Origin of the sequence: Nocardia cyriacigeorgica GUH-2 (assembly GCF_000284035.1) — a bacterium.
Lineage (GTDB): Bacteria > Actinomycetota > Actinomycetes > Mycobacteriales > Mycobacteriaceae > Nocardia > Nocardia cyriacigeorgica_B.
Window position 1 is genome coordinate 5,355,722 of sequence record NC_016887.1, and the last position, 16,913, is coordinate 5,372,634.

Consider the following 16,913-nt stretch of genomic DNA (forward strand, 5'->3'; position numbering starts at 1 on the left):
TCTATTCAGCCGGTCATATCGAACGCCGCGATGACCTTGTGTGGCCGCACCCGCACTACCAGCTCCCCGGGCACACCATTACGTTTGCCGAATTCCTCGGCCCGGTCGGCGCCCATGTAGCGGCCGCCGATCGCGGTGGCGGTGCGCACCAGCTCATCGAGGTCTTCCGACAGCGTCGCGGTGCCCTGGACCTGCACGAACGCATACGGCTGCTGCTCGAGATCCACGCACACCGCGATCCGGTTGTCACGCGCCAGCGCCTTGCCTTTGGCCGAGGTTTTGCCCGTGTTGAACACCAGCTCCTCGCCCTCGACGATGAACCACACCGGCACGACCACCGGCCGCCCGTCGCCCGCCGTGAACGCCACCTTGGCCGTCCGCGTGCCCTCGGTCAGAAACTCACGCACCCTCGGATCCGACAACGTCGCCATCACCCCACCCTAAGCCGCTCGCCCCGCCCAGCCGCCCAACCTGGCCTGCCGAGCGTCACATGAGCGAGGCAAACGCCGAGTAGACCCCTCGCTCCTGTAGCTCTCGGCGAGGTGTGCCGCGGGGGCGCGCGAGCGGACTGGCTTTTATTTTTTTCTGACGTATGGTCGAGGTCAGTTGGAACTTCGAAAGTAGGAGCGACAATGGCTGATAAATCCCGTGGTAAGTCGTTGAAGAAATCTGCGACCACGATCAAGGAGCGCCGGGCCGCGAAGCGGGAGCGGGAGGCGGATACCTCGGTGATCGTGCGGAAGCGCAAGGGCTGAGCCACTTTTCACCGCTCGGGCACGCCGCCCGACTTTTACGGATCTTTTCGATCCGGCACCGTCCCGACACACCTCCCATTTTCGGACCGTCGGGTTTTTCCATCCTTTTCACGGCCTGGTTTTCTGCTGCGCGAAAAAATTCGAGCTCGCGATCCCAGCCGACCGGAACTATTTCAGGAGAAAGCATGACTACCTCCGGAATCGCGGACCGAAGGACCGACCGCGGGTCGAGCTTCAGCACCGCCGAGATCAAGGCCCGGATCAAGGAGATGTTCGACGCCCGAGGTCCACACATCCGAGCCGAGGAGGACGGTAGCCGTGATCGCGACGAAGATGAACCGTAGCGGGGTGACGTCGGCACTGGGGCAACGGTGCTCGCCGGCGAGGGCGGCTCGGTCGCCGGTCGTCATCGGACGACCGGGCCGCCTGCTCGACGCGGTTGCCGCGGAGTTCCGCCGGCAGGGCGTGGTAGCGAGTTACGGTGGGGCACCGCATATTTCACGGCAGATGGCCAGGATGCCGCATGTGGACGGGCAACGCGATGGCGCGAGCCCGTCCGCGTCGGGCGATGCGAGCGGGCCTAGCGAGCCTAGCGATGCGAGCACGCCTAGCACGGCAAGCACGGCGACCGGCCCCAGCGCGGCAACCGGATCCCGCGCGACGACCGCAACCGGTGCACCCAACACGCGCACCACCGATCTCGCGACAACCACCCCCTCCACCATCGTCATCGCGGACCGGTCGATGATCGAATTCCTCTTCCGCGACCGCACGAGCAACGCGGGCGTCATACGCATGTTCGACCGCATCCGCCGCGAACGCTCGGTCGAACGCCAACTATGCGGAATGGCAACCACATCCGCGCTCGCGATCGGCGCGCGACGGCTGCTCATCGTGTGCGAAATCGGGCAGACGTCCGCCGACGAGCGGACCCGGGCACTGCGCTGGGTGCGCGGGCTGGCGCACCGGATCGGCTACGAGTGCTCGGTCAACGGACTGCACGGGCTCGCCACCTGGTACACCGTGGTCGTGTCCGGCACCGATCGCGCACACGCCGCGCGGTCGGTCGTCGAGTGGTACCGGAGCGGGCATCTGCCATAGGGCGGGGGTCAACCCTTGCCGAGCAGAGCCGGCTGCTGCTCACGGACCAGCTGCACCAGCGCCTCGACGAGCGCCGCCACTTCCGGGCGGCGCAACGTTTCCGGCCGGGCCACCAGCCAATACGACAGCCGGACGGCCACCGCCTCGGGCAGGACGCGGACCAGGTCGTCGTGGCGGTCGGCCATGAAACACGGCAGCAGGCCCAGTCCCGCGGCGGCGCGGGTGGCTTCGACGTGGACGAAGACGTTGGTGGAGGTCACCGACTCGGGCAGGGTGGGGACGAAGCTGGAGGCCAGGTCCAGATCGTCCACCTGGAGCATGGAGTCGATGAAGTAGACCAGCGGATGGCCGTGCAGGTCGGCGATGCTCGCCGGCGTTCCGCGCTCGGCCAGGTAGTCGCGGGAGCCGTAGAGGCCGAGGCAGTAGTCGCCGAGCCGAATCGCCTTGGCGCGCTGCACCTGTGGTGTGCCCACCACCACTTCGATATCCAATCCGGACCGCTGCTGGGAGGCGCGCCGGGTGGTCGCCACGATCTCGACCGCCACCCGCGGATGCTCGCGCCGCACCCGGGCGGCGGCGGGCGCGGCGAGATAGGCGCTGAAACCGTCGGTCGCCGACATCCGCACCACGCCCTCCAGCTCGCGCTGCCCCCGCGGACCGGCCATGAACTTGACGGCCGTCTCGATGGTCTCCGCCGCGACCAGCGCGGTACGGCCGAGTTCGGTCAGCTCCCAGCCGCCGGCCGAGCGGGTGAGCACGCGCCCGCCGAGGGCCTGCTCCAGCGCGGCGATGCGGCGGGCGATGGTGGTGTGGTTGATGCCCAGCTCGTTCGCCGCGGTGACGTAGCGTCCCGACCGCCCGACGGCCAGCAGAACCAGCAGATCATCGGCGCTGGGACGCCGGGCCGGGCCGGGAGCGGACGCATTCATTTCTGCATTTTTGCAGACATACCCTGCGCATCTGGCCATTGCCGACGACAACCATGTGCACTGATACTCATCGTCATGGCCTGTGGCGGCCATCACATTCGATCAGTGATGCGGTCGCGATGATGAGGGAGTTTCGACGATGAGCGTGCACGACGCGGCGAAGACCGACGACAAGGGAGTACCGACCGGACTACGAAGAGTGGTCGCCGCGTCGATGGCGGGCACGGTGGTCGAGTGGTACGAGTTCTTCCTCTACGGCACCGCCGCCACCCTGGTGTTCAGCAAGGTGTTCTTCGCCGAGACCACCAGCGACCTCGACGCGATCCTGGCGGCATTCGTCACCTACGCGGTGGGCTTCGCGGCCCGTCCGCTCGGCGGCGTCGTCTTCGGGCACTTCGGTGACAAGTACGGACGCAAGAAGCTGCTCCAGTTCAGCCTGCTGCTGGTGGGCGCGGCGACGTTCCTGATGGGCTGTCTGCCCACCTTCGGCCAGGTCGGGTATCTGGCGCCGACGCTGCTGGTGATCCTGCGGTTCATCCAAGGCTTCGCCGTCGGCGGTGAATGGGGTGGCGCGGTGCTGCTGGTGGCCGAGCACAGCCCCAACCGCAGCCGCGGATTCTGGGCGAGCTGGCCGCAGGCCGGTGTGCCGGCGGGCAACCTGCTGGCCACGGTGGTGCTGCTGGCGCTGACCTCCACGCTGTCGGACGCGGCGTTCCTGAGCTGGGGCTGGCGAGTGGCGTTCTGGCTGTCGGCGGTGGTGGTGCTGATCGGCTACTACGTGCGCACCAAGGTCACCGACGCGCCGATCTTCGTCGCCGCGCAGCAGGAGGCCGAGAAGGCCCGCGCCACCTCGTTCAGCGTGGTGGAGGTGCTCAAGCGTTACCCGCGTGGGGTTTTCACCGCGATGGGGCTGCGCTTCGGCGAGAACATCATGTACTACCTGGTCGTCACGTTCACCATCACCTACCTGAAGGTGCAGGTCGATCTGGATACCGACACCATCCTGTGGTGGCTGCTGATCGCGCACGCTATCCACTTCTTCGCGATCCCGATGGTCGGCAGGCTCAGCGATCGGTTCGGACGGCGTCCGGTGTATCTGGTCGGCGCGATCACCGCGGGCACCTGGGGTTTCTTCGCTTTCCCGATGATGGACAGCGGGCACAACGCGGTGATCCTGGCCGCGATCATCATCGGCCTGCTGTTCCACGCGCTGATGTACGCGGCGCAGCCGGCGATCATGGCGGAGATGTTCCCGACCCGGATGCGGTACTCCGGTGTTTCCCTCGGCTACCAGGTGACCTCGATCGTCGCGGGTTCGCTGGCCCCGATCATCGCGGTGCGGCTGCTGGACACCTTCGACTCCTCGGTGCCGATCGCCTGGTACCTGGCCGGGGCCTGCGCGCTGACCGCCGTCGCGGTGATCGTGGCCCGGGAGACCAGTGGGCTGGATCTGGCCGAGATCGACTCGGCCGATGCGGCGAACCTGGCGAACGAAGCCGAGCAGTCCGCGAAGACGGTGGCCGCGCCCGCGCCCGCCACGGTGACGGCGAAATGACGGTCCGACGCGGGCCGAGCCGCACGATGCGGGATGACACGGCGGGCCAGGTCGGCGCCGAGGCGATCCGGATTCGGGCGGTGGCGCGATGAGCACTCTCGAAGGCAAGCGCGCACTAGTGACCGGCGGGGCGAGCGGGATCGGCGCGGCCTGCGCCCGGGCGCTCGCCCAGCGCGGGGCCCACGTCACCGTCGCCGATATCGACGAAGTCGGTGCGAAGGCGCTGGCCGAGGAGATCGGCGGCACCGCGTGGGGCGTCGACCTGCTCGACGTCGGCGAACTCGAACAGCTGACGCTCGAGGTCGAGATCCTGGTGAACAATGCCGGCATCCAGAGCATCGACCCGATCCCCGAGTTCGCGCCGCAGCGGTTCCGCACCCTGATGACGCTGATGGCCGAGGCGCCGTTCCTGCTGATCCGGGCCGCGCTGCCGCACATGTACGAGCAGGGCTTCGGCCGGATCGTGAACATCTCCTCGGTGCACGGGCTGCGCGCCTCGGAGTACAAGGTGGCCTATGTGGCCGCCAAGCACGCCTTGGAGGGCATCTCGAAGGTGACCGCGCTGGAAGGTGGCAGGCACGGGGTGACGAGCAACTGCGTCAACCCGGGGTACGTGCGCACTCCCCTGGTCGACAAGCAGATCGCCGACCAGGCCCGCACCCACGGGATCGCGGAAAGTGAAGTGCTGGAACGGATTCTGCTCACCGAGAGCGCGATCAAACGGCTGGTGGAACCGGAAGAGGTGGGCGCGCTCACCGCCTGGCTGGCCGGGCCGGACGCGGGCATGGTCACCGGCGCGTCCTACACCATGGACGGGGGTTGGAGCGCCCGGTGAGCGCTCGGTCGCGGTGCGCGGGGTCGCGGCAAGTCCACCTGGGTGAGCCCAGCGGTCGCGCCGCACGGACCGGCAACCGACGTGCCGGGTCGGCGCTATGAGGGGGCCGATCCGGCACAACGGCCACAGCCAGGTACGGCCCGGCGACCAGCGCCGCATCCGGCACACCTGCTCCGGCCGGATCGAGCACGGCGTCCATCGGCCGCCCCGATCAGCTCAGAGCCGCGATCGCCATCTCCCGCAGAATCGCCCGAGCGCGGGCGGCCGTCGCCGGGGTCGCGCTGTGCGGGGTGGAGTTCATCAAACCGAATGCGGCGTGGGCCTTGACCCGCGCCGCGTCCTCGGCCAGTCCGGGATGCAATTCGCGCTGCACACCCACCCAGATCTCGACGTAGCGGCGCTGATACCGGCGCACTTCGCGCCGTGCGGGTTCGGGGACGTTGTCGAGGTCGCGGTCCTGGATGCGGATCAGCTCCGGCTCACCGAGCGCGAAATCGAGGTGGAAGTCGACCAGCTTGCCGAGCGCTTCGCCGGGCGAGGAAGCGTCGGCGACCACGGCCTCACCGCCTTCGAACAGCCGGCGGCTGACTCCGACCAGCAGTTCGACCAGCAGGGCTTCCTTGTTTGGGAAGTGCCGGTACACCGCGGGCCCGCTGATGCCGACGGCCGCGCCCAGGTCGTCGAGGCGCATGCCGAGGAAGCCGCGGTCGGCGATGAGCCGGGCGCCGGCATCGAGCAACTGCCGCCTGCGCTCGGCTTTCTGCTGTTCACGGCGCGTGAGCATGCCGGTTTCCGTGCCGGTCATCGGCGCTCCTCCCAGCCGGTCTGGACAACTCGGTTAGTCAAGATTAACCTGTATTCCAGTTATCAGCGATTAACTGACCGGCAGGATGGCGTGATGACGATGACCCAGGACCCGCGCGCGAGCGCTGCGGTCTCCGACAACTACGCGGCGCATCAGGCGCTGGTCGCCGATCTGCGTGCCCGGCTCGCCACGACCGCGCTCGGCGGTCCGGAGAAGGCCAGGCAGCGCCATATCGCGCGCGGCAAACTGCTGCCACGTCAGCGGGTGGATCAGCTACTCGACCCGGGCAGCCCGTTCCTCGAACTGTCCCCGCTGGCCGCGACCGGCATGTACGACGACGAATGCCCCGGCGCGGGCGTCATCACCGGCATCGGCCGGGTGTCGGAGCGCGAATGCGTGATCGTCGCCAATGACGCGACGGTCAAGGGCGGCACCTACTACCCGCTCTCGGTGAAGAAGCATCTGCGCGCCCAGGAAGTCGCGTTGCAGAACCATCTGCCGTGCGTCTACCTGGTCGACTCGGGCGGGGCGTACCTGCCGCATCAGGACGAGGTGTTCCCCGATCGCGAGCACTTCGGCCGGATCTTCTACAACCAGGCCACCATGAGCGCCAAGGGCATCGCCCAGATCGCGGCGGTGATGGGTTCGTGCACCGCGGGCGGGGCGTATGTGCCCGCGATGAGCGATGAAGCGGTGATCGTGCGCGATCAGGGCACCATCTTCCTGGGCGGCCCGCCGCTGGTGAAGGCGGCCACCGGTGAGGTGGTCACCGCGGAGGAACTCGGCGGCGGCGCGCTGCATTCGCGCACCTCCGGCGTCACCGACCATCTCGCCGACGACGATCAGGACGCGCTGCGCATCGTCCGGCGCATCGTGAGCACTCTCGGCCCGCGGCCCGAAAGCCCGTGGGAGGTGCGCACTCCGGTGGAGCCCGCCGCCCCGGCCGAGGAGCTCTACGACGTGGTCCCGGTCGATCTGCGCACCCCCTACGACGTGCGCGAGGTGATCACCCGCATCGTCGACGGCGATCCCGGCGGCGGCAGCGGCTTCCACGAATTCAAGGCCGAATACGGCAAGACCCTGGTCACCGGCTTCGCCCACATCCACGGCCACCCGGTCGGCATCGTCGCCAACAATGGCGTGCTGTTCAGCGAATCCGCCATGAAGGGCGCGCATTTCATCGAACTGTGCGACAAGCGAAAGATTCCGCTGCTGTTCTTGCAGAACATCACCGGCTTCATGGTCGGCCGCGACTACGAGGCCGGCGGCATCGCCAAGCACGGCGCGAAGATGGTGACCGCAGTGGCCTGTGCGCGGGTGCCGAAGCTGACGGTCGTCATCGGCGGCTCCTACGGCGCGGGCAATTACTCCATGTGCGGCCGCGCGTATTCACCGCGGTTCCTGTGGATGTGGCCCAATGCCCGGATCTCGGTGATGGGTGGCGAGCAGGCCGCCTCGGTGCTGTCGACGGTGCGTGGCGATCAGCTCGACAGCAGCGGTAAGCCCTGGACCGACGAGGACCAGGAGGCGTTCAAGGCCCCGATCCGCGAGCAGTACGAGCGGCAGGGCAACCCCTACTACTCCACCGCGCGGCTGTGGGACGACGGCGTCATCGACCCCGCCGACACCAGAACCGTGCTCGGACTTGCCCTCTCGGTGTGTGCGCAGGCTCCGCTGGAACCTGTCTCCTACGGCGTCTTCCGGATGTGATGAGAATGCTGAATACGAATCATCCCGTCGGTTTCGACACCGTCCTGGTCGCCAATCGCGGCGAGATCGCGGTGCGCGTCATCCGCACGCTGCGCGCGATGGGCATCCGCTCGGTCGCGGTCTACAGCGATGCCGATGCCGGGGCCCGGCACGTCCGCGAGGCCGATGTGTCGGTGCGGCTGGGTCCGGCGCCGGCGCGCGAGAGCTATCTCGATATCGCCAAGGTGGTCGACGCCGCCGTGCGCACCGGCGCCCAGGCCGTGCACCCCGGTTACGGATTCCTGTCCGAGAACGCCGCGTTCGCCGCCGCGCTGGCCGACAAGGACATCGTGTTCCTCGGCCCGCCCGCCAAGGCGATCGAGGTGATGGGCGACAAGATCACCGCCAAGAACACCGTCTCGGCCTTCGACGTGCCGGTGGTGCCCGGTATCGCCGAGCCCGGACTCGATGACGACGCGCTCATCGCGGCCGCCACCGAGATCGGCTATCCGGTGCTGGTCAAGCCGTCCGCCGGTGGTGGCGGCAAGGGCATGCGGCTGGTGCACGAACCGGCCGAGCTGCCCGCCGCGCTGGTCAGCGCCCGGCGCGAGGCCGCCGCGGCGTTCGGCGACGACACCCTGTTCATCGAACGGTTCGTCACCCGGCCGCGCCATATCGAGGTGCAGATCCTGGCCGACCAGCACGGCAACGTGGTGCATCTGGGCGAACGCGAATGCAGTTTGCAGCGCAGGCACCAGAAGGTGATCGAGGAGGCGCCCTCGCCGCTGCTGGACGCGGCCACCCGGGCCAGGATCGGCGCGGCGGCCTGCAATACCGCGCGCAGCGTCGATTACGTCGGCGCGGGCACGGTGGAATTCATCGTCTCGGCCGACCGTCCGGACGAGTTCTTCTTCATGGAGATGAACACCCGGCTCCAGGTGGAGCATCCGGTGACCGAAATGGTGACCGGTGTGGACCTGGTCGAATGCCAGGTGCGGGTGGCGGCCGGACAGCGGATCACCTTGGCGCAGGAGGACATCCGGCTCGTCGGCCATGCCGTCGAGGCGCGCGTCTACGCCGAGGATCCGGGGCGCGGCTTCCTGCCCACCGGCGGCACCGTGGTCGATCTGGCCGAGCCGAGCGGCAAGGGCGTTCGGGTGGATTCGGGGTTGCGGGTCGGCACCGTCGTCGGCAGCGATTACGACCCGATGCTGTCGAAGGTGATCGCGCACGGTCCCGACCGCGCGGCCGCGCTGGCGGCGCTGGACCGGGCGCTGGGCGAGACCGTGGTGCTCGGTGTGACCACCAATATCGAGTTCCTGCGGCTCCTGCTCGAAGACCCCGATGTGGTGGCCGGACGCCTGGATACCGCGCTGTTGGACCGCAGGGCCGTCGACTTCACCCCGGCGCCCGTGCCCGACGAGGCGTTCGCCGCCGCCGCGGTCTATCACTGGCTGCGCCGCTGGCCTGCCGGGCCCGCCGATCCGTGGGATCAGCCGACCGGCTGGCGGGTCGGGTCGGCCGCGCCCACCTCGATCCGGCTCGAGGGCGGCAACCGCACCGAACACGTCTACCTGACCGGGGCCCCGGCGGCAGCGGAACTGCGGGTGGGCGACGACGGTTCGCCGGCCTCGGTGTCCGCCGAACTCACCGCGCCGGGTCTGCTGACGATCACCGTCGACGACCTGCGCCGCGACTACCGGCTGGCCGAACACGACGGCCGGCTGTGGGTCGCGGGACCGTTCGGCGTCTGCTCGTTGCGTGAGGTGGCCGAGGTCAACGTCCGCGCGGGCGAGGCCGATCTCGGTGACGCCGAAATCCGCAGCCCCATGCCCGGTTCGGTAATCGCGGTGCCGGTCGAACCCGGCGCCGAGGTGGCCGCGGGCGCGCCCGTCGTGGTGGTGGAAGCGATGAAGATGGAGCATTCGCTGACCGCACCGAGCGCGGGCACCGTCGAAGTGCTGGTACGGCCCGGCGATCAGGTGAGTCTGGACCAGGTGCTCGCAAGGATCCACGCCGCCGCCCCTGCCGAGCCGACCGACTCCCCCACTGCCGCACCGGCTTCTGACCGATAGGACCACACGATGACCGACTTCCTTTCCACCGGAACCCTTCCCGACGAGTACCGCGACCTCGCGCTCACCGTCCGCGATTTCGCCAACCAGGTCGTCGCGCCGGTCGCCGCCGAACACGACGCCAACCACACCTTCCCGTACAAGGTCGTCCAGGGCATGGCCGAGATGGGCCTGTTCGGACTGCCGTTCCCCGAGGAGTACGGCGGCATGGGCGGCGACTACTTCGCGCTGTGCCTCGCGCTCGAGGAACTGGGCAAGATCGACCAGAGCGTGGCCATCACCCTCGAGGCCGGTGTCTCGCTGGGCGCCATGCCGATCTACCGCTTCGGCACCGAGGAGCAGAAGCAGCAGTGGCTGCCCCAGCTCACCAGCGGACGCAACCTGGCCGCGTTCGGCCTCACCGAACCGGGCGCGGGCAGCGACGCGGGCGGCACCCGCACCACCGCGGTCGCCGACGGCGGCGATTGGGTGATCAACGGCAGCAAGCAGTTCATCACCAACTCCGGCACCGACATCACGAGCCTGGTGACAGTGACGGCGGTGACCGGCGAAACGGGCGGCAAGAAGGAGATCTCCACCATCCTGGTGCCCACCGACACCCCCGGTTTCGTCGCCGAACCCGCCTACAACAAGGTCGGCTGGAACGCCTCCGACACCCATCCGCTCTCGTTCACCGATGTGCGGGTGCCGCAGGAGAACCTGCTCGGCGAACGCGGCCGCGGCTACGCGAACTTCCTGCGCATTCTCGACGAGGGCCGCATCGCCATCGCCGCGCTGGCCACCGGTGTGGCGCAGGGCTGTGTGGACGAGAGCGTGCGCTACGCCAAGGAGCGCGAGGCCTTCGGCCGGGCCATCGGCACCAACCAGGCCATCGCCTTCAAGATCGCCCGGATGGAGGCCCGCGCGCACACCGCCCGCGCCGCCTACTACGACGCGGCCGCGCTGATGCTGGCGGGCAAGCCGTTCAAGAAGCAGGCCTCGATCGCCAAGCTCATCTCCAGTGAGGCGGCCATGGACAACGCCCGCGACGCCACCCAGATCTTCGGCGGCTACGGCTTCATGAACGAATACCCTGTGGCCAGGCACTACCGCGACAGCAAGATCCTGGAGATCGGCGAGGGCACGACGGAGGTGCAGTTGATGTTGATCGCACGGGAGCTCGGCCTGTGAGCGAGCTACGCCGCGTCGTCCAGCGGGGGCTGTGGTTCGAGGAGTTCGAGACCGATGTGGTCTACGAGCACCGCCCCGGGCGCACCATCACCGAGGCCGACAACGTCCTGTTCACCACGCTGACGATGAACGCCCAGGCACTGCACCTGGACGCCGCGTTCAGCGAAACCCAGCCGCCGTTCAACCAGCGACTGGTGAATTCGATGTTCACGCTGTCGACGCTGGTGGGGCTGTCGGTGGCGCAGCTGACGCAGGGCACGCTGGTGGCCAACCTCGGCTTCGGCGATATCGCCTTCCCGAAGCCGCTGTTCCACGGCGACACCCTCTACGCCGAGACCGTCGTCACCGACAAGCGGGTCTCGAAATCGCGGCCGGGCGAGGGCATCGTCAGCTTCGCGCACACCGCCCGCAACCAGCACGGCGACGTGGTGGCGACCGCCACCAGGAAGACGCTGGTCCGGCTGCGTCCGGAGTCGGCATGACGTGGCAGATGAGCGGCCCGGCCTGGCTGTTCTGCCCGGCCGACCGGCCCGAACGCTTCGCCAAGGCGGCCGCGGCGGCCGATGTGGTGATCCTCGACCTGGAGGACGGGGTCGCCGCCGCCGACAAGTCCGCGGCGCGGAAGGCGCTGGTCGAGACGCCGTTGGACCCGGAGACCACGATCGTGCGGGTCAACGCCGCGGGCACCGATGAGCACCGCCACGACCTGGCCGCGCTGATCGACACCGGCTACCGGCGGATCATGCTGCCCAAATGCGAATCGACCGCCCAGCTGGCGGCGTTGTCGACGTATGAGGTGATCGTGCTGATCGAATCGCCGCTGGGCGCGCTGGAGGTGACGCGCACCGCGGCCGCCGACAACACCATCGGCGTGATGTGGGGTGCCGAAGATCTGGTGGCCGGCCTCGGCGGCGCGGCCAGCAGGCACGCCGACGGCAGCTACCGCGACGTCGTCCGGCATGTCCGCTCGACGGCGCTGCTGGCGGCCAAGGCGCACGGCCGGCTTGCGCTGGATTCGGTGTACCTGAACATCGCCGACCTGGACGGTTTGCGGGCCGAGACCGAGGATGCGGTGGCCGTCGGATTCGACGTCAAGGTGGCCATTCATCCGAGCCAGGTGCCCGTCATCCGGGACGCCTACGCCCCCACCGAGGACGAACTCGCTTGGGCGCGTGGGGTTCTCGATGAGGCGCCGCGGCATCGCGGTGTCTTCGCCTACCAGGGCCGCATGGTCGACGCACCCGTTCTGCGGCACGCCGAACAGGTCGTCCGGCGCGCCCGCCGCTGATCCACACACCGAGCCAGGAGAACCACGATGCAGCCACAGTGGGTGCCCACCGATCGGGAGATCGCCGAGGCGAAGATCACCGATTTCGCCCGCTTCGTCACCGCCCGCACCGGCGTCCCCACCCCCGACTACAGCGCGCTGTGGCAGTGGTCGGTGCGGGACCTGCCGGGTTTCTGGCATGCGCTGTGGGACTACTTCGACCTCGGTGAGATCGCCGGCGAGGTACTGGCCGAGGAGTCCATGCCAGGCGCGCGCTGGTTTCCCGGCACCCGGCTGAACTATGTGGATCAGGTGGTGCGGCAGGCCCGCTCCGACCGTCCGGCGATCGTGGCGCTCGGCGACGGCGGCGAGGAGGTCACCGAGGTCTCCTGGGCCGAATTGATCGACCGCACCGCCGCATTCGCGCGGACACTGCGCTCGCTCGGGGTGAAACCCGGTGATCGGGTGGCCGGATATCTGCCGAACATCCCGGAGGCTGTGATCGCGTTCCTCGGCACGGCGGCCGTCGGCGCGGTGTGGAGTGCGTGCGGGCAGGACTACACCGCCAAGGCCGCCCTCGACCGGCTCGGCCAGCTCGAACCGACGGTGCTGGTCACCGCCGACGGCTACCGCTTCGGCGGTAAGGCGCACGACAAGCGCGCCGATATCGAGCAGTTGCGCGCCGGGCTGTCGAGTGTGCGCGACACCGTCGTCGTCTCGCGGCTCGGGCTCGCCGTGCCGGACACGCTGGCCTGGGACGACGCTGTCAGTGCCACCGATCTGGTCATCGAGACCGAGGCCGTCGACTTCGACCACCCGCTGTGGATCGTGTTCTCCTCCGGCACCACCGGCCTGCCCAAGGGCATCGTGCACGGTCACGGCGGCGTGCTGCTCGAACATCTGAAAGCGGTGTCGCTGCAATCGGATATCGGGCCCGACGACACGTTCTTCTGGTACACCAGCCCGAGCTGGATGATGTGGAACTTCCAGGTGGCCGGGCTGCTCGCCGGGGCGACCATCGTCTGCTTCGACGGCAGCCCCACCTATCCGGAGCCGGACGCGCTGTGGCGGATCGCGGCGAAGGTGCGCGCGACAGTACTCGGCACCAGCCCCGGCTATGTACTGGCCTGCATCAAGGCCGGTTCGGTGCCCAAGGACGAGCACGACCTGTCGGCATTGCGGATGATCGGCATCACCGGTTCGGCGCTGCCGCCGTCGTCGGCACTGTGGTTGCGCGACAACGTCGGCGCGCAGATCCCGATCTCCTCGATCAGCGGCGGCACCGATGTGGTGTCGGCGTTCATCGGCGGTGTGCGCACGGTGCCGGTGTGGCCCGGTGAGCTGTCGGCGCCGTATCTGGGTGTGGCACTGGACGCCTACGACGAGTCCGGCAATCCGGTGCGCGGTGAGGTGGGCGAGCTGGTGGTCACCCGGCCGATGCCGTCCATGCCGGTGAGTTTCTGGAACGACCCGGGCGGAAAGCGTTACCACGACGCCTATTTCGACACCTATCCCGGTGTGTGGCGCCACGGCGACTGGATCACCATCACCGAGCACGGTTCCATCGTGGTGCACGGTCGCTCTGATTCCACGCTCAACCGGCACGGCATCCGGATGGGCAGCGCCGATATCTATCAGGCCGTCGAGCGGCTGCCCGAGGTGGCCGAGGCGCTGGTGATCGGCGCCGAACAACCCGACGGCGGCTACTGGATGCCACTGTTCGTGGTGCCCGCGCCCGGCGTCGAACTCACCGATGAGCTGGCCGAGCGGATCAAGAATGTCATCCGCACCGAGGTCTCGCCGCGACACGTACCCGACGAGATCCTGGCCGCGCCCGCCGTGCCGCACACCCGCACCGGTAAGAAGCTCGAGGTGCCGATCAAGAAGCTGTTCCAAGGCGCCGATCCGGCCCGCGTCGTGGAGCGCAGCGCCGTCGACGACCCCGATCTGCTCGACTGGTACGCGCGGATTCGTCCGCCGGGCAACAGGTGATCCACGACTCACGCCGGGGAGCGCCACATTGCCGCTGGTTACCGGGCGATACCATGTCGGAATGAGTGTCGACAATCGCCGTACCGTGCGTGCGAAGAGCAACGGCGACTCGGCGCCACGCGAAATCCGGCGCAGGCCGAAGAACCGGCGAGCCCAGATCGCCGCGGCCGCCGCCGCCGCGTTCGGCTCCCTCGGCTACCACGGTGTCAGCATGGAGGACATCGCGTCGGGCCTGGGCATCAGCTCGGCCGCGCTGTACCGGCACTACCCCAGCAAGTACGCCCTGTTCCGGGAGGAGCTGCTGCGGGTGGGCCGGGCCATGACCGAATCGGTGCACCTACCCGAGGCCGCTGCCGAGGCCACCCCGGAGCAGCGGCTGCGTCAGGTGCTCGACGCGCTCATCACCGCCACCATCGACAACCGGCCCAGCGTCACCCTGGTGCGCTGGGAGGGCCGCTACCTCGAGCCCGAGGATTCGCAGCTGCTCGACGAACAGCAGGCCACCGTGGTCGACGCACTCGGAACCGAGCTGCACGCGCTGCGCCCCGAACTCGACGACGACGATGTGCGGGTGCTGCGCGCGGCCATGCTGAGCACCATCACCAGCATCGCCGACCATCACGCCACCCTGCCCGCGAAATCGCTTGCCCGCCTGCTGTCCTCGGCCTGCTGGGATATCGCGCAGGCCGAGCTGCCCGCCGTCGGCGATGCGGTGGAACCCGCTGCGGCGGCGGAGATCCCGGATTCGTTCAAGCACGAGCTGCTGCTGCGCAAGGCGGTCGAGCTGTTCCACGATCGCGGCTACCCGAACGTCAGCGTGGAGGACATCGCGACCGCGGCCGGACTCTCGGCGGCGTCGGCGGTGTACCGGTTCTATCGCGGTAAGAGCGATCTGCTGGCGGCGGCGTTCCGCCGTGCGGCCGAACGGGTTTCGAGCGCGATCGGCCCGGCGGTCGCGTCGGCCGACAGCGCCGAGGCGGCGCTGGTATCGCTGATCGACCAGTACGTGGAGGGCTCGTTCACCGAACGGGCGCTGACCTTCGTCTATTACACCGAATTCACCCACGTGCCCGCCGAGGAGCGCACGGTGCTGCGCAATATCCAGCGGCTCAGCGTCGAGGAGTGGGCGCGGCTGGTGCGCGAGGTGCGTCCCGACCTCGCGCCTGCCGAATCGCGGTTCCTGGTGCACGCCGCGTTCGCCCTGGTCGTGGATCTCGGGCGGTCGTTCGGTACTGCGCCGATCGCCTCGCAGGGGCGGGTGGCGGCGCTGATGCAGATCGTGCTGTTCGGGCGCCGCGCCGAGGTCTGATTCCCGCTCATCCCGTGGTCCGGCCGGGCTCGGCGCTGCCCGCTCGGCTCAGCGTATGTTACGGCGCATTCTTACTATCTGTGCGGCAATAGTAGTCGTTACAGGGCCTTTTGTGATTTCTAATTCACTTCTCCCGCTCGGGGAGAAAGTGCACATGAGCGAGGGCTTCGCCGGGCTATCATCGCCGCATGGGAGCCCGGAATCGCCGCTCGACGCGGGAGACGACCGCGGACGAGACCACCGGGACTCGGGCGGTGCGCCGCCGCCCGCGTGACCGGCGCGCGCAGATCGCCGCGGCCTCGGCCGAAGCCTTCGGCTCGCTCGGCTACCACGGGGTCAGCATGGAGGACATCGCCTCGCGCCTCGATATCTCCTCGACCGCGCTGTACCGCCACTACCCCAGCAAATACGCGCTGTTTCGGGAGGAGACGATGCGGCTGGGCCGGCTGAGCGTGGAAGCGGTGCGGCTGCCCGAGGAAGCGCGCGGGTGGCCGGCGCGGCAGCGGCTCGAACACGAGCTGGACGCGCTGATCGACGCCTCCATCGTCAACCGGCGCAGCGCCGCGCTGTTGCGCTGGCAACGACGCTACCTCGAACCCGAGGACGCCGCCCTGCTGCACGACCAGCTCACCGTGGTCGATGGGGCGCTGCGCGAAACCCTCGGCGAATACCGTCCCGAACTGCCCGGACGCGACCGCGCGGTGCTCACGGCGGCGCTGCTGAGCGTGCTGAGCAGCATCGGCGACCATCACGTGGCGATTCCGGTGCGCTCGCTGACCGAGCAGCTGGGCACCGCCTGCCGCGCGCTGGCCGACACCCGGCTGCCCGCCCCCGGCGAGGCCACCGAGACCACGACCGCGCGCGAGATCCCGCTGACCTTCAAACACGAACTGCTGCTGGTGCGCGCGGTGGAACTGTTCCATGAGCGCGGCTACCCGAATGTGAGCGTGGAGGACATCGCGACCGCCGCCGGACTGCCCGCCTCCTCGGCGGTGTACCGGTTCTATCGCGGCAAGGGCGATATCCTGGCCGCCGCGTTTCGCCGTGCGGCCGACCGGGTTTCGGCCGCCATCGGGCCCGCCGTCGCCGGATCCGATGGGCCCGAACAGGCGCTGTACACCCTCATCGATCTGTTCGTCGACGGCTCCTTCGCCGAACGCGAGCTGACCTTCGTCTACTACGCCGAGATCAGCAATGTGCCCGCCGAGGAACGCACCGTGCTGCGAAACATCCAGCGGCTCAACGTCGAAGAGTGGGCCAAGCTGTTGATGGCGGTGCGGCCCGAGCTCGCCGCCGCGGCCGCACGGGTGCTGGTGCACGCCGCGCTGGCCATGGTGGTCGATCTCGGGCAGCGGTTCGGCTCGGTGGACCCGGCCTGTTCACGCCGGCGGGTGGCCGCGCTGATGCGGCAGGTGCTGTTCGGGCGGTGAA

At 68.8% G+C, this 16,913-nt stretch carries 16 protein-coding genes; 13 read left to right on the plus strand and 3 right to left on the minus strand.

The window, feature by feature from the left end; all coding sequences use genetic code 11:
• Positions 1 to 5 precede the first annotated feature (5 nt).
• Entirely contained in the window at positions 6 to 431 is a 426-nt protein-coding gene (locus NOCYR_RS24070; protein WP_014353016.1) for a PPOX class F420-dependent oxidoreductase, read from the minus strand.
• 201 nt (positions 432 to 632) lie between these two features.
• On the opposite strand from NOCYR_RS24070, the gene NOCYR_RS30855 reads away from it, so the two are divergent.
• From NOCYR_RS30855 to NOCYR_RS29470, 3 genes are all read left to right on the plus strand, one after another.
• The gene (locus tag NOCYR_RS30855; protein WP_086008243.1) at positions 633 to 755 is read left to right on the plus strand and encodes a hypothetical protein; all 123 of its coding nucleotides are present in this window, start codon (positions 633 to 635) and stop codon (positions 753 to 755) included.
• Positions 756 to 940: 185 nt separating this feature from the next.
• On the plus strand, positions 941 to 1,099 hold the full coding sequence (locus NOCYR_RS29830; RefSeq protein ID WP_158430206.1) for a hypothetical protein: 159 nt from the start codon (positions 941 to 943) through the stop codon (positions 1,097 to 1,099).
• 172 nt (positions 1,100 to 1,271) lie between these two features.
• Positions 1,272 to 1,856 carry a hypothetical protein gene (locus tag NOCYR_RS29470; RefSeq protein ID WP_148280748.1) on the plus strand — a complete coding sequence of 195 codons (585 nt, stop codon included), beginning with the start codon at positions 1,272 to 1,274 and terminating at the stop codon, positions 1,854 to 1,856.
• 8 nt (positions 1,857 to 1,864) lie between these two features.
• Here the strand turns inward: NOCYR_RS29470 and NOCYR_RS24080 are convergent, their stop codons facing one another.
• Positions 1,865 to 2,824, minus strand: coding sequence for a LysR family transcriptional regulator (locus NOCYR_RS24080; protein ID WP_048833668.1), 960 nt, complete (start codon positions 2,822 to 2,824; stop codon positions 1,865 to 1,867).
• 100 nt (positions 2,825 to 2,924) lie between these two features.
• Between NOCYR_RS24080 and NOCYR_RS24085 the strand changes: the two genes are divergently transcribed.
• Positions 2,925 to 4,340 carry an MFS transporter gene (locus NOCYR_RS24085; protein ID WP_014353019.1) on the plus strand — a complete coding sequence of 472 codons (1,416 nt, stop codon included), beginning with the start codon at positions 2,925 to 2,927 and terminating at the stop codon, positions 4,338 to 4,340.
• Positions 4,341 to 4,428: 88 nt separating this feature from the next.
• Positions 4,429 to 5,175, plus strand: coding sequence for a 3-hydroxybutyrate dehydrogenase (locus tag NOCYR_RS24090; RefSeq protein WP_014353020.1), 747 nt, complete (start codon positions 4,429 to 4,431; stop codon positions 5,173 to 5,175).
• A gap of 211 nt (positions 5,176 to 5,386) precedes the next feature.
• Here the strand turns inward: NOCYR_RS24090 and NOCYR_RS24095 are convergent, their stop codons facing one another.
• A complete protein-coding gene (locus NOCYR_RS24095) occupies positions 5,387 to 5,980 on the minus strand; it encodes a TetR/AcrR family transcriptional regulator (RefSeq protein ID WP_014353021.1) in 594 nt (197 codons plus the stop codon).
• Between the two features lie 93 nt (positions 5,981 to 6,073).
• Between NOCYR_RS24095 and NOCYR_RS24100 the strand changes: the two genes are divergently transcribed.
• The 8 genes from NOCYR_RS24100 (at position 6,074) to NOCYR_RS24135 (ending at position 16,912) form a co-directional block, all read left to right on the plus strand.
• On the plus strand, positions 6,074 to 7,690 hold the full coding sequence (locus NOCYR_RS24100) for a carboxyl transferase domain-containing protein (protein ID WP_014353022.1): 1,617 nt from the start codon (positions 6,074 to 6,076) through the stop codon (positions 7,688 to 7,690).
• A 5-nt stretch (positions 7,691 to 7,695) separates the two neighbouring features.
• Positions 7,696 to 9,744, plus strand: coding sequence for a biotin carboxylase N-terminal domain-containing protein (locus tag NOCYR_RS24105; RefSeq protein ID WP_014353023.1), 2,049 nt, complete (start codon positions 7,696 to 7,698; stop codon positions 9,742 to 9,744).
• 9 nt (positions 9,745 to 9,753) lie between these two features.
• Positions 9,754 to 10,914 (plus strand): acyl-CoA dehydrogenase family protein, encoded by a 1,161-nt coding sequence (locus NOCYR_RS24110; protein ID WP_014353024.1) that lies wholly within the window; start codon positions 9,754 to 9,756, stop codon positions 10,912 to 10,914.
• Complete coding sequence (locus NOCYR_RS24115) at positions 10,911 to 11,396, plus strand: MaoC family dehydratase (RefSeq protein ID WP_014353025.1); 486 nt, start codon at positions 10,911 to 10,913, stop codon at positions 11,394 to 11,396. Before NOCYR_RS24110 ends, NOCYR_RS24115 begins: the two co-directional genes overlap by 4 nt.
• On the plus strand, positions 11,393 to 12,202 hold the full coding sequence (locus NOCYR_RS24120) for an HpcH/HpaI aldolase/citrate lyase family protein (RefSeq protein WP_014353026.1): 810 nt from the start codon (positions 11,393 to 11,395) through the stop codon (positions 12,200 to 12,202). Before NOCYR_RS24115 ends, NOCYR_RS24120 begins: the two co-directional genes overlap by 4 nt.
• Before the next feature lie 27 nt (positions 12,203 to 12,229).
• A complete protein-coding gene (locus NOCYR_RS24125; protein WP_014353027.1) occupies positions 12,230 to 14,173 on the plus strand; it encodes an acetoacetate--CoA ligase in 1,944 nt (647 codons plus the stop codon).
• 61 nt (positions 14,174 to 14,234) lie between these two features.
• On the plus strand, positions 14,235 to 15,482 hold the full coding sequence (locus tag NOCYR_RS24130) for a TetR/AcrR family transcriptional regulator (RefSeq protein WP_014353028.1): 1,248 nt from the start codon (positions 14,235 to 14,237) through the stop codon (positions 15,480 to 15,482).
• Positions 15,483 to 15,670: 188 nt separating this feature from the next.
• Positions 15,671 to 16,912: a TetR/AcrR family transcriptional regulator gene (locus NOCYR_RS24135; RefSeq protein ID WP_014353029.1), complete on the plus strand. Its 1,242-nt coding sequence runs from the start codon at positions 15,671 to 15,673 to the stop codon at positions 16,910 to 16,912.
• The last annotated feature ends 1 nt before the right edge of the window (position 16,913 follow it).

Bases quoted from the DNA above. Each gene is read 5' to 3' on its own strand.
- NOCYR_RS24070 (WP_014353016.1), bottom strand. From the start codon at position 431: ATGGCGACGTTGTCGGATCCGAGGGTGCGTGAGTTTCTGACCGAGGGC.
- NOCYR_RS30855 (WP_086008243.1), top strand. From the start codon at position 633: ATGGCTGATAAATCCCGTGGTAAGTCGTTGAAGAAATCTGCGACCACG.
- NOCYR_RS29830 (WP_158430206.1), top strand. From the start codon at position 941: ATGACTACCTCCGGAATCGCGGACCGAAGGACCGACCGCGGGTCGAGC.
- NOCYR_RS29470 (WP_148280748.1), top strand. From the start codon at position 1,272: ATGCCGCATGTGGACGGGCAACGCGATGGCGCGAGCCCGTCCGCGTCG.
- NOCYR_RS24080 (WP_048833668.1), bottom strand. From the start codon at position 2,824: ATGGCCAGATGCGCAGGGTATGTCTGCAAAAATGCAGAAATGAATGCG.
- NOCYR_RS24085 (WP_014353019.1), top strand. From the start codon at position 2,925: ATGAGCGTGCACGACGCGGCGAAGACCGACGACAAGGGAGTACCGACC.
- NOCYR_RS24090 (WP_014353020.1), top strand. From the start codon at position 4,429: ATGAGCACTCTCGAAGGCAAGCGCGCACTAGTGACCGGCGGGGCGAGC.
- NOCYR_RS24095 (WP_014353021.1), bottom strand. From the start codon at position 5,980: ATGACCGGCACGGAAACCGGCATGCTCACGCGCCGTGAACAGCAGAAA.
- NOCYR_RS24100 (WP_014353022.1), top strand. From the start codon at position 6,074: ATGACGATGACCCAGGACCCGCGCGCGAGCGCTGCGGTCTCCGACAAC.
- NOCYR_RS24105 (WP_014353023.1), top strand. From the start codon at position 7,696: ATGCTGAATACGAATCATCCCGTCGGTTTCGACACCGTCCTGGTCGCC.
- NOCYR_RS24110 (WP_014353024.1), top strand. From the start codon at position 9,754: ATGACCGACTTCCTTTCCACCGGAACCCTTCCCGACGAGTACCGCGAC.
- NOCYR_RS24120 (WP_014353026.1), top strand. From the start codon at position 11,393: ATGACGTGGCAGATGAGCGGCCCGGCCTGGCTGTTCTGCCCGGCCGAC.
- NOCYR_RS24125 (WP_014353027.1), top strand. From the start codon at position 12,230: ATGCAGCCACAGTGGGTGCCCACCGATCGGGAGATCGCCGAGGCGAAG.
- NOCYR_RS24130 (WP_014353028.1), top strand. From the start codon at position 14,235: ATGAGTGTCGACAATCGCCGTACCGTGCGTGCGAAGAGCAACGGCGAC.
- NOCYR_RS24135 (WP_014353029.1), top strand. From the start codon at position 15,671: ATGGGAGCCCGGAATCGCCGCTCGACGCGGGAGACGACCGCGGACGAG.